This is a genomic window from Amycolatopsis dongchuanensis (genome assembly GCF_039542405.1).
GTDB lineage: Bacteria > Actinomycetota > Actinomycetes > Mycobacteriales > Pseudonocardiaceae > Amycolatopsis_E > Amycolatopsis_E sacchari.
Map to the genome: position 1 here is coordinate 44,829 of NZ_BAABIB010000043.1, position 11,414 is coordinate 56,242.

At 68.0% G+C, this 11,414-nt stretch carries 10 protein-coding genes and 1 tRNA gene; 2 read left to right on the forward strand and 9 right to left on the reverse strand.

Going from position 1 to position 11,414, the window contains the following annotated elements; genetic code table 11:
* Nucleotides 1-13 precede the first annotated feature (13 nt).
* Nucleotides 14-2,749: a DNA polymerase I gene (gene polA / locus ABFX51_RS08110; RefSeq protein WP_091503311.1), complete on the reverse strand. Its 2,736-nt coding sequence runs from the start codon at nt 2,747-2,749 to the stop codon at nt 14-16.
* Between the two features lie 50 nt (nt 2,750-2,799).
* On the opposite strand from polA, the gene ABFX51_RS08115 reads away from it, so the two are divergent.
* Nucleotides 2,800-3,228 (forward strand): hotdog fold thioesterase, encoded by a 429-nt coding sequence (locus ABFX51_RS08115; RefSeq protein ID WP_091503308.1) that lies wholly within the window; start codon nt 2,800-2,802, stop codon nt 3,226-3,228.
* Nucleotides 3,229-3,239: 11 nt separating this feature from the next.
* Here ABFX51_RS08115 and ABFX51_RS08120 read toward each other — a convergent pair whose 3' ends face one another.
* The 6 genes from ABFX51_RS08120 to ABFX51_RS08145 all read right to left on the reverse strand — a co-directional run bounded on the left by ABFX51_RS08120 (nt 3,240) and on the right by ABFX51_RS08145 (nt 9,074).
* On the reverse strand, nt 3,240-3,953 hold the full coding sequence (locus ABFX51_RS08120; protein ID WP_428832456.1) for an ABC transporter ATP-binding protein: 714 nt from the start codon (nt 3,951-3,953) through the stop codon (nt 3,240-3,242).
* Entirely contained in the window at nt 3,940-4,857 is a 918-nt protein-coding gene (locus tag ABFX51_RS08125; RefSeq protein WP_091517250.1) for an ABC transporter ATP-binding protein, read from the reverse strand. The genes ABFX51_RS08120 and ABFX51_RS08125 overlap by 14 nt, the downstream gene beginning before the upstream one ends.
* The gene (locus ABFX51_RS08130) at nt 4,854-5,933 is read right to left on the reverse strand and encodes a branched-chain amino acid ABC transporter permease (protein WP_346053193.1); all 1,080 of its coding nucleotides are present in this window, start codon (nt 5,931-5,933) and stop codon (nt 4,854-4,856) included. The genes ABFX51_RS08125 and ABFX51_RS08130 overlap by 4 nt, the downstream gene beginning before the upstream one ends.
* Complete coding sequence (locus tag ABFX51_RS08135) at nt 5,930-6,925, reverse strand: branched-chain amino acid ABC transporter permease (protein WP_346053207.1); 996 nt, start codon at nt 6,923-6,925, stop codon at nt 5,930-5,932. The genes ABFX51_RS08130 and ABFX51_RS08135 overlap by 4 nt, the downstream gene beginning before the upstream one ends.
* Nucleotides 6,926-7,018: 93 nt before the next feature.
* The gene (locus ABFX51_RS08140; RefSeq protein WP_346053209.1) at nt 7,019-8,191 is read right to left on the reverse strand and encodes a branched-chain amino acid ABC transporter substrate-binding protein; all 1,173 of its coding nucleotides are present in this window, start codon (nt 8,189-8,191) and stop codon (nt 7,019-7,021) included.
* Nucleotides 8,192-8,456: 265 nt separating this feature from the next.
* The gene (locus ABFX51_RS08145) at nt 8,457-9,074 is read right to left on the reverse strand and encodes an ANTAR domain-containing response regulator (RefSeq protein WP_091517246.1); all 618 of its coding nucleotides are present in this window, start codon (nt 9,072-9,074) and stop codon (nt 8,457-8,459) included.
* 192 nt (nt 9,075-9,266) lie between these two features.
* On the opposite strand from ABFX51_RS08145, the gene ABFX51_RS08150 reads away from it, so the two are divergent.
* A tRNA-Leu gene (locus ABFX51_RS08150) sits at nt 9,267-9,340 on the forward strand.
* A 130-nt stretch (nt 9,341-9,470) separates the two neighbouring features.
* On the opposite strand, the gene ABFX51_RS08155 is transcribed toward ABFX51_RS08150, so the two are convergent.
* Together ABFX51_RS08155 and ABFX51_RS08160 are read right to left on the reverse strand one after the other, a co-directional pair.
* Nucleotides 9,471-10,880 carry a tyrosine-type recombinase/integrase gene (locus tag ABFX51_RS08155; RefSeq protein ID WP_346053195.1) on the reverse strand — a complete coding sequence of 470 codons (1,410 nt, stop codon included), beginning with the start codon at nt 10,878-10,880 and terminating at the stop codon, nt 9,471-9,473.
* Nucleotides 10,880-11,068, reverse strand: a complete 189-nt coding sequence (locus tag ABFX51_RS08160; RefSeq protein WP_346053197.1) for a helix-turn-helix transcriptional regulator — start codon at nt 11,066-11,068, stop codon at nt 10,880-10,882. Before ABFX51_RS08160 ends, ABFX51_RS08155 begins: the two co-directional genes overlap by 1 nt.
* Between the last annotated feature and the right edge of the window lie 346 nt (nt 11,069-11,414).

An 11,414-nucleotide genomic window follows, 5' to 3' on the forward strand; every position in this document is an offset into this window, starting at 1 on the left:
CACCCCGCTGGTCTCAGTGCGCCGCGTCGTTCCAGGACCGGCCGAAGCCGACCGACACCTCCAGCGGCACCGCCAGCTCGTACGCGGCACCCATCTGCTCGCGCACCAGCTGCTCCACCGCCGCGTGCTCGCCGTCGGCGACCTCCAGCACGAGCTCGTCGTGCACCTGCAGCAGCAGCCGGCTGCGCAGGTCCGACTCCTTCAGCGCCCGCTGCACGTTGAGCATCGCGACCTTGATAATGTCCGCCGCGCTGCCCTGGATCGGCGCGTTGAGCGCCATCCGCTCCGCCATCTCGCGGCGCTGCCGGTTGTCGCTGTTGAGGTCGGGCAGGTAGCGGCGGCGGCCGAAGATCGTCTCGGTGTAGCCGACCTTGCCCGCCTCCACGACGATGTTGCGCAGGTAGTCCCGCACGCCGCCGAAGCGCTCGAAGTAGTCGTCCATCAGCCCGCGCGCCTCCTCGGTGGAGATGCGCAGCTGGTTCGACAGCCCGTACGCCGACAGCCCGTACGCCAGGCCGTAGTTCATCGCCTTGATCTTGGCGCGCTGGGCGCCGGTGACCTCCGACGGCTCGCACGCGAACACCCGCGCCGCGGTGGCGGCGTGGAAGTCGAAGCCCGACTGGAACGCCTCGATCAGCGCCGCGTCCTCGGACAGGTGCGCCATGATCCGCATCTCGATCTGGCTGTAGTCCGCCGTCATCAGCTCGGCGTAGCCCGAGCCGACGACGAACGCGTCACGGATGCGGCGCCCCTCCTCCGTGCGGATCGGGATGTTCTGCAGGTTCGGGTCCACAGAGGACAGCCGCCCGGTGGCGGCGATCGTCTGGTGCAGCGTGGTGTGGATGCGCCCGTCATCGGCGACCGACTTGATCAGCCCCTCGACCGTGACCCGCAGGCGGGTGGCGTCGCGGTGCTCGAGCAGGTGCTGCAGGAACGGGTGCTCGGTCTTTTCGAACAACGTCTGCAGCGCGTCGGCGTCGGTGGTGTAGCCGGTCTTGGTGCGCTTGGTCTTCGGCATCTGCAGCTCGTCGAACAGCACGACCTGCAGCTGCTTCGGCGAGCCGAGGTTGATCTGCTTGCCGATCACCGCGAACGCGTCGGCCTCGGCCTGGCGCACGCGGCTCGCGTAGTGCGACTCCAGCTCGGTCAGCTGGTCGAGGTCGACGGCGATGCCCGCGGCCTCCAGCTCGGTGATGACCTCCAGCAGCGGCAGCTCGATCTCGGCCAGCAGCTTCGAGCCGCCGATCTTGCCCAGCTCCGCCAGCAGCGCGTCGGCCAGCTCCGCGACCGCCCGGGCGCGCACCAGCTCCGCCTGCACGACCTTGCCCTCGCCGTCGTCGGAGTCCAGCAGCGACAGCTGCCCGTCACCGTCGCCCTCCTCCGAGCGCAGCTCGCGCTGGAGGTAGCGCAGCACGAGGTCGTCGAGCTCGAACGAGCGCTGGCCGGGGCGCACGAGGTACGCGGCCAGCTCGGTGTCCAGGTGCAGGCCGGCGAAGCTCCAGCCGCGGGCGAGCACGGCGTGCAGCGGGACCTTGAGCGAATGCCCCACCTTGAGCATCGCCGGGTCGGCGAGCCACGCCGCGAGCGCCTTCTCGTCCGACTCGTCCAAAGTGGACAGATCGACGTACGCGCCCTGCCCGTCCGGCGCGGCGAGCGCGAGGGACCGCGCGTCGGCGTTCACCGACGCGCCGGTGGTGCGGAACGACACGCCCACCGGTTTGCCCGGCTCGACGTGCTCGGCGAGCCACGCGTCGAGCCCGCCGGTCGGCACCGCCGCCCCGGTGACCTGGAAACCCTCGTCGGCCTCCGGCTCCGCGCTCTGCAGCGTCGCGAACAGCCTGTCCCGCAGCACGCGGAACTCCAGCTCGTCGAACAGCCGGTGCACCGCGTCGCGGTCCCACGGCTGCAGCGCGAGCTGCTCCGGGGTGGTGTCCAGCGGCACGTCCCGCACCAGCTCGGTGAGCTGCCGGTTGAGCATCACGGCGTCGAGGTGGGCGCGCAGCGCGTCCCCGACCTTGCCCTTCACCTCGTCGACGCGGTCGATGAGGGTGTTGAGCGAGCCGAACTGCTGGATCCACTTCGTCGCCGTCTTCTCGCCGACGCCGGGGATGCCGGGCAGGTTGTCCGACGGGTCGCCCCGCAGCGCCGCGAAGTCCGGGTACTGCTCCGGCGTCAGGCCGTACTTGTCGCTGACGCCGGCCGGGTCGTACCGCACCAGGTCGGACACGCCCTTGCGCGGGTACAGCACCGTCACGTACTCGTTGACCAGCTGCAGCGCGTCCCGGTCACCGGTGCAGATGAGCACCTCGTAGTTCTCGGCGACGGCCTGCGTGGTGAGCGTGGCGATGATGTCGTCCGCCTCGAAGCCCTCCTTCGCCAGCACCGGGATGCCCAGCACCCCGAGCACCTCCTTGACGAGGTCGACCTGCCCCTTGAAGTCGTCCGGCGTCGCGGAGCGGCCCGCCTTGTACTCGGCGTAGGTCTCCGAGCGGAACGTCTGCCGCGACACGTCGAACGCGACCGCGAGGTGGGTCGGCTGCTCGTCGCGCAGCAGGTTGATGAGCATGGAGGTGAACCCGAAGACCGCGTTCGTGACCTGCCCCGTCGACGTGCGGAACCGGTCGGCGGGCACGGCGAAGAAGGCCCGGTAGGCCATCGAGTGGCCGTCGATCAGCAGCAGGCGCGGCCGGTCGGCCTGTGCCAGTGTCGCTGTGGCGTTCGCTACGGATTGGTTCTGACTGGGGCTCACGGGAGCGAGTCTAGGGTGAGGGTCTGACAGTCTCGATTGAGGAGCCGTGCGTGACCGAACACCTGTCGGAGGACTACCGCGAGCGGATCGCGGGCCTCGACCCCAGCCAGCAGCTCAACGACAAGCTCGGGATCAGCTTCGTCGAGGTGGGCCCTGAGCGCGTGGTCGCGACGATGCCGGTCGACGGGAACCGCCAGCCGTACGGGCTGCTGCACGGCGGGGCGAACGCGGCGCTCGCGGAGGCGCTGGGCAGCACGGTCGCCGCGCTCAACGCGGGCACCGACAAGATGACGGTGGGCTTCGAGCTGTCCTGCACGCACCACCGCGGCGTGACCGACGGGATCGTCACCGGCACCGCCGTGCCGCTGCACGTCGGGCGCACCACGATCACCACGGAGATCGTCCTGACCGACGAAGCCGGGCGGCGCACCTGCACCGCCCGGCTGAGCTGCATCGTCAGGGACTACCCGAAGGAGTGACCGCCTCGGGGTCACGCGACCCCGAGGTAGGCCTCCTTGATGCTGGCGTCGGCGAGCAGTTCGCGGCCGGTGCCGGCGCGGGTGATGCGGCCGGTCTCCAGCACGTACGCCCGGTGCGCCCGCGACAGCGCCTGCTGCGCGTTCTGCTCCACCAGCAACACCGTCGTGCCCTGCTGGTTGATCTCGGTGATGATCCGGAAGATCTGCGCGATGAACTGCGGCGCCAGCCCCATCGACGGCTCGTCCAGCAACAGCAGCTTCGGCTTGGCCATCAGCGCCCGCCCGATCGCCAGCATCTGCTGCTCACCACCCGACAGCGTGCCCCCCGCCTGCGACCGCCGCTCCTTCAACCGCGGGAACAACGCGAACACCCGCTCCAGATCCGCACCCAGGTTCTTGCGGTCCTTCCGCGCATACGCCCCCATGTCCAGGTTCTCCGCCACCGTCATCCCCGGGAACACCCCCCGGCCCTCCGGCACCTGGGAGATGCCGCGGACGACGCGGAGGTCGGCGCGGAGTTTGGTGATGTCCTCGCCGGCGAAGGTGATGCTGCCGGCCGACAGCGGGCGGATGCCGGAGATGGCGCGCATCGTGGTGGACTTGCCGGCGCCGTTGGCGCCGATGAGTGCCACGATCTCGCCTTCGCCGACCGTGATCGACAGCTCGGAGACGGCCTGGATGCGGCCGTAGTGCACCGAGACGCCGGACAGCTCAAGCAACGTCATCGTCAGGCACTCCCAGGTAGGCGGCGATGACCGCGGGGTTCTCCCGGATCTCCGCCGGCAGTCCGTCTGCGATCTTCTTCCCGAACTCGAGGACGACGATCCGGTCGGTGACGCCCATGACGAGTTTCATGTCGTGTTCGATGAGCAGGACGGTGTACCCGTCGGCGCGGATCTTGCGGATGAGCTGCATCAGCTCTTCCTTCTCCGCCGGGTTGAACCCGGCCGCCGGCTCGTCCAGGCACAGCAGCTTCGGCTCGGTCGCCAGCGCCCGCGCGATCTCCAGCCGGCGCTGGTAGCCGTACGGCAGGTTCTTCGCCTTGTCCGCCGCGCGGTCGGCGATGCCCACGAACTCCAGCAGCGCCATCGCCCGGTCCACCGCCTGCTGTTCCTCGTGGTGGTGGCGGGGCAGGCGCAGCAGCGCGCCGACGACGCTGGTCTTGGCGCGCGCGTCGGCGCCGACCACGACGTTCTCCAGCGCGGTCATCTCGCCGAACAGCCGGATGTTCTGGAAGGTGCGGGCGATGCCGAGCTGCGTGATCCGGTGCCGGGAGGACTTGCCCAGCGGCTTGCCCTCCAGCAGGACCTGGCCCGACGTGGGCCGGTAGACGCCGGTCATGGCGTTGAAGCAGGTCGTCTTGCCCGCGCCGTTCGGCCCGATCAGGCCGAGGATCTCGCCGCGGCGGATGCCGAAGGACACCGAGTCGAGCGCGGTGAGGCCGCCGAACCGCAGGGTCACGTCCCGCAGTTCGAGCAGGGTCTCCCCCACCTCGACGTCGATCTCGCGATCCGGGGCGACCGCCTCGGCGACCTCGGCGTCGTGCTCGGCACGCTGCTCCGCGGTCATGTGCGCCACCTCGGCGACGATGCCGCCTTCGGTGGGTGCCGGTTCGTTCGGGTTCGTCATCGGTTCCCCCCTCCGGGCTCGGTGGCGAGTGCGCTGTCCCCGCTGATCTGCTCGCCGCGGCCGATCAGGCGCTGGTACGCCTGCCTTCCCTTGGCCAGCAACCGTTGCCGGGCACCCAGCAGCCCCTGCGGCCGGAAGATCATCAGGATGATCAACGCGATCCCGAAGATCAGGTAGTTGTACTCGGCGATCTGCACGAACCGCAGCGGCAGGTACGCCACCACCACTGCTCCCAGCAGCACACCCACCTTGTTCCCGGCACCACCCAGCACGACCGCCGCCAGGAACAGCATCGAGGTGACCACGTCGAACGACTGGTTGTTCACGAAGCCCAGCTTGCCCGCGTACAGGGCACCGGACAGGCCACCGATCGCGGCACCGATGACGAACGCCCAGATCTTGAACTTGTAGGTGGCGACGCCCATGATCTCGGCGACGTCCTCGTCCTCGCGGATCGCGACCCACGCGCGCCCGACGCGCGAGCGTTCGAGATTGCCCACCAGCAACAGGATTCCCACGATGATGAGGACCGTCAGCTGGTACCACAGGGTGGCGTTGTCGAAGAACGGCTGTCCGGCGTTGTTGGTGCCGACGCGTTCGAAGCCGGACTGCCCGCGCAGCGGCGTGACGTTGTCGGCCAGCAGGCGGATGATCTCGCCGAAGCCCAGCGTCACGATGGCGAGGTAGTCCCCGCGTAGCCGCAGGGTCGGGGCGCCGAGCACGATGCCGAAGATCATCGTGATGACCATCGCCAGCGGCAGCGTCCACAGGTACGGCAGCTTGTGCAGCGAGGAGTTCGGCGACGTGAACAACGCCGCCACGTACGCCCCCACCGCGAAGAACCCGACGTAACCCAGGTCGAGCAGACCGGCTTGCCCCACCACGACGTTGAGGCCGACGGCCACGAGCGCGTAGCGGGCGACGTCGAACATCGCCGTGGGGAAGTCCGTGCCCGTGGTCGCCAGGATCGGCGGGTTCAGGTCGGGCAGGAAGAGGATGAGCACGACCAGTGGGATGAGGATCGCCCACTGGACGGGCCGCGAGAGGCTGTTCCAGCGTTCCCTGAACGTGCTCATACCCGTGCCTTCCCCAGTGACTCGCCCAGGATCCCGGTCGGGCGGAACATCAGCACGATCACCAGCACCACGAACGCGACGATGTCCTTCCACTCCCCGCCCAGCAGGGACTGCCCGTAGTTCTCCACGAGCCCGAGCACGAAACCACCCAGCAGCGCACCACGCAGGTTGCCGATACCGCCGAGCACCGCGGCCGTGAACGCCTTGATACCCAACAGAAAACCGCCGTTGTAGATCGCACCCTGCGGGATCTTCATCATGTAGAACAACGCCGCCGCACCCGCCAGCAGACCACCGACCAGGAACGTCACCACGATCACGCGTTCCTTGTTCACCCCCATCAGCGTCGCCGTGTCCGGATCCTGCGCCACCGCACGGATCCCGCGGCCCAGCCGGGTCTTGTTCACGAAGTAGTCCGCCACGAACCACAGCAGCACGGCGGCCACGAACAGGATGATGTCGCGGTTGGTCACCACGGCACCGAAGATCCGGAACAACGGCTCGGGCTGCAGCAGGCGGATCTGGGGCTGCTGGTTCAGCCCGAAGATCAGCTTCAGGATCTGCTGGATCGCGAAGGACGCGCCGATCGCGGTGATCAGGAAGACCAGCCGCGGCGCGTTGCGGTTGCGCAGTGGTCTGTACGCCACCCGTTCCAGGCCGACCGCGACCAGCCCGGACACCGCCATCGCGGCGATACCGGCGAGCAGCAGGAAGGCGATGATCTCGATGGTGGACAGCTGCGGATCGGAACCGGGGCGGAAACCCAGCAGCCAGAAGGTGAGCCACGTCGCGAAGGTGCCGACGATGAACACCTCGGAGTGGGCGAAGTTGATGAGCTTGAGCACGCCGTAGACGAGCGTGTAGCCCAGCGCGATGAGGGCGTAGATCCCGCCCTGCGCCAGGCCGTCCACGGTGTTGTTCCAGAACTGGTCTGCCAGACCGTGGACGTCGAACTGAATCCAGCTGTCGGTCTGGACGAGGGCAGCGGTCATCGCGGGGTTCAAGGGTTCACTCTATTCCCGGGTACGGATCGGGCATGCACGCGGCGGTCGGCCGCGTGCATGCCCGGGATCGGTCGGAGGGGATCAGCTGATCTGGCCGTTGTTGACGATCTTGCCGTTCTCCACGCGGTAGCTCCACACCGGCGTGTCGGACAGCTCGCCCTTGTCGTTCCACTTGAACTTCTTGGTCAGGCCCTGACCGTCGTAGTTCTTCACGAAGTTCAGCAGGCCCGCCCGGTCCTTGATGCCCGAGTCGATGCCCTTCAGCAGGACGGTGGTGACGTCGTAGCCCTCGGGCGAGTACGTGCCCGGGTCAGCGCCCTCGGTCTGCTTGAACGCGGCCGTGAAGTCCTTGAAGTTGTCCTCCGGGACACACGGGCAGGTGAAGTAGGCGTTGTTCGCGCCCGCACCCGCGCCCTTGACGAACTCGGGGTCCTTCACGCCGTCGGGGCCGACGAACTTCGCCGTGACGCCCTTGTCGTTGAGCTGCTGCGCGAACGGCCCGGCCTCGGGGTAGTAGCCGGCGTAGAAGATCGCGTCCGGGCTCTCCGACGAGATCTTGTTGACCACGGCGGAGAAGTCGGTCTGCCCGGTCTTGACCTTGTCCGTGCAGGTCGCCTTCGCGCCGAGCGCCTGGGTGAGCTGGGAGGCGAGGCCGGTGCCGTACTCGGAGTCGTCCTCGACGACGCAGACCTTGTTGGCCTTGAGCGTCTCGGTGAGGAACTTCGCCGCGGCAGGGCCCTGCACCGCGTCGTTGCCCATGCCGCGGAAGAAGGTCTTCCAGCCGTTGTTCGCCAGCGCCGGGTTGGTCGCCGACGGGGAGATCGTGACGAGACCCGCCTGGTTGAACAGGTTGCCCGCGGCCTTCGACTCGCCGGAGAACGGCAGGCCGATGACGCCGATGATGTCGGCCTCGCTGATCACCTGGGTCACGATGCCGGGCGCCTTGTCGGGCTTGCCCTCGGTGTCGAACTGCTTCAGGGTGACCTGGCAGTTCGGGTTGGCCTGGTTGTGCTGCTTCACGGCGAGGTCGGCGCCGCGCAGGATGTTCTGGCCCAGCGCCGCGCTGGAGCCGTTGATCGTGCCCGCGTACGCCAGCGAGACGCCCGAGCAGACGGCCTTGCCGTCGCCGGCCGGGTTGGCCGCGTTGGCCGCCTGCGAAGGAGCGGCGGCCGAGCCCGTGGTGTTGCCCGACGAGCTCCCGTTGTCCCGCGCCGCGCAGGAACCCAGGACGAGCGACGCCGCGGCCGCCAGCACGATGACTCCGGTGAGTCGTGCTCTTGACACTCGTTTCCTCCCAATGCCGGTGGCCGCACAACGTACGGCCGTTCCCTTTGGGGAACCTGACTGGCCGCAAAACGTAGCCGCCCGGCGCCGGGTTGCACAGCGTCACGGACCGTCTTGTATTCAGATCGTGACGGTCGGCGAGGAAGTTAATGCATGATTTACACCCGGTTGCCCTAGGCGGACAACCGGGTGATAACTACCAGTAATGTCCCGCTCATCCGAGCGGGCTAAGGGATCAGCGCTGGCCGATGCTCTCGACCACAGCCTGCGCGACGGCCTTCATGGTGGTGCGCCGGTCCATGGCCGTGCGCTGGATCCACCGGAAGGCGTCGGGCTCGGTGAGCCCCTGCTGGGTCATCAGCAGGCCCTTGGCGCGGTCGATGACCTTGCGGGTCTCCAGCCGGTCGGTCAGCCCCGCGACCTCCGCCTCGAGTGCCTGCAGCTCGGAGAAGCGGCTGATGGCGAGTTCGATGGCGGGGACGAGGTCGCGCTTGGCGAACGGCTTGACCAGGTAGGCCATGGTGCCCGCGTCGCGGGCGCGCTCGACCAGGTCACGCTGGCTGAAGGCGGTCAGAATGACCACGGGCGCGATCCGGTCGCCGGTGATCTTGGAAGCCGCCTCGATGCCGTCCAGCTTGGGCATCTTGACGTCCAGGATCACCAGGTCGGGCTTGAGCTCGGCGGCGAGTTTGATGGCCTCCTCGCCGTCGCCGGCCTCGCCGACCACCTGGTAGCCCTCTTCGCGCAACATCTCGACCAGGTCGAGCCGGATGAGTGCCTCGTCTTCGGCGACGAGCACCCGACGCTGCGGCTCGGTGGCGACACCGCCCGCCTCGGCAGCCTGTTCGGTCACCGGGGTCCTCCTGCGTGCTCGACGGGATGGGAACTGCGGCGTAACCGCAGGCCCAGCCTACCGGGAACGATCCAGAACGTGAGATGGTGTTCACCACGTGGTGTAAACAGCCGAACCGGTGTAAGCAGCGATCACGCTGCGCTACCCCCGGTGCTCCGGGGAAGGGGCGGGGCGGTAGAGTCTGGCCGCGTCGCCCCCGTAGCCCAACTGGCAGAGGCAACGGATTCAAAACCCGTCCAGTGTGAGTTCGAATCTCACCGGGGGCACGTCGCCTGACGTGGCACGAACGGCCCCTCACCTGCGGAAACAGGGTGAGGGGCCGTTCTTGCGTCGTCCGGCCGTGTCCGGCGGGATCCGGCCCTCACCAGCCGTCTGTGGACGCGCCGTGGACGCGCCTCACTCGTCTGACAGCCGCAGAGCCCGCTCCATGCGCTCCCGCGCGCTCGCCTCCTGGCCTGCGAGGATCTTGGCGTAGATCCGCAGCAGGACGGCGACCGAGTGCCCGGCCCACTCCGCGACCTGCCGGGCCGGCACGCCAGCGGCGAGAGCCGTCGACACGAACGCGTGACGCAGGTCGTAGGGCCGCTTGGCGAGCACGGACGCGTACTCCTGCTCAGTCAGGGCGGCCTTTCGCGCCCGGTCCCAGACTCGCGAGATCGTCGATTCCGCCAACTCTCCCCCGGTGAGGCTGCGGAACAGCCGGCCATCGGCCGCGGTGCCGAACCGCTCCAGGTGCTCGTTCAACAGAGCAGTGAGGGGCGGCGGGCAGGGAACAACGCGCACCTCCCCCACTCCCCTCTGTTTGAGCTGCCGTTGGTCTCGCCGCGAGCCGCTGTCAGTCCAAGCGGCACCCGCGATCGGAGCCGCCTTCGACAACAGCAATTCGCCCCACCCTTTCTCCGGAATAGCGAGGTCTTCCTTTCCGAGGACAGCCGCTTCCTCCGGACGAAGACCCGCGTAGTACTGCACTCCGAAGTACGCCTTCAACCGCGGCCCCATCGACCGCCGCGGCTGTCCCTCGATCTTCTGGGCTTCGACTGCGGCGAGCAGTCGCTCGGCCTGGTTCGGGTTGATCACGACCCGCTTGTCGATCGCGTAGTTCTTCTTCGGAGCCGTCCACTTCACTTCCGCGATGCGGTTCTTCTCCAGGAGCTTCCTCTCAACCGCGTGGTCCAGCGCGTTGTAGAGCACCGCTCGTTTCCGAGAGACCGTCTTGGCGGCGGCCGGTTTGCCGTCCATCTTGAGCGCGAGCGCGTCCAGTACGCCGCGCACCACGGAAAGATCGTCCAGCCGTGAGACCGGCACCGTATTCGACGCCAACCACTTGAGCGCAGCCTGAACATCAGCGGGCTTGGCGGTATCGCGCCGCCCGGTGTTGTACGCCCAGCCGGTCAGCGCCTTCCGCAGCACCTTGTCGGCGGGCTTCCCACGGTCATTCGCGAGCAGAGCCAGAGTCGCGGTGGCCAGAGCATCGGCGTTGCCGGCGCGCGACTTAGCTGCCGCCCTGACCCACTTCGCGTCAACATAGGACTGAGCGAACTCGAACCAGCTTTCCTCGTTGACTTCCCGCCCCATTGAGACCGGGAGTCCGTCTGTCAGGCGGAAAGCTTCGCCGTACCTCAGTGCGGACAACAACTGGGACCGAAATGATTCTGCAAGCGCCTTGGTCGGAAAGGTCTTGGACCAGGACGTCCGGGCGACGCGCCACCGGACGTTGTACGACTTCTTGCCGGACCTTCCGCCCTTTGACGACTTCGTGAGTCGCTCGCGGGTCTCCCAAATCCGGACGTCAAAGGTTTTCCCCATCAGGCGGCCTCCTCGCAGGAGTCGAGCCACGCGTCAAGATCCACGCGGCGAATCCGGATCTCCCCGTTCGGGAGCTTGATGCAGCGGGGCGCGCGTCCCTTGGCGCGCCATTCGTAGAAGGTTGAGCGAGCTACTTCCAGCTCTTCACAGACAGCGGCGATGGTCAGGTGCTGGCGTTGGGTGCCCATGCTTGGTCGTGCTCCCTGAGGTCGGTCGGCCGGTGATTTCAGGGGGTGGTCAGGCGGTGTCGCCGACGACTTTGAGAGGGGATGCCGTCCCAGCCGTACCAGCCTCGTTTTTGCTGGTCAGGGGCGGTACGGCTTTTTTGCTGGTACGGCTTGAGCCGTACCACTCGTCAAGCCGTACCGGGTCTGAGCTGGGGTTATGAGGCTGGTACGGCTGGGACGGCTCACCCCCTCCCACGGTGTCGAGATCGGGTGCGTAGCGGCTCCAAGCGTCGGCGAAGTCGGCGCGCTGGAAGCTTCTATGTCAAGTGGTGGTGGTCGGTGTGGAGTGCGTGGTAGAGGACGTCGG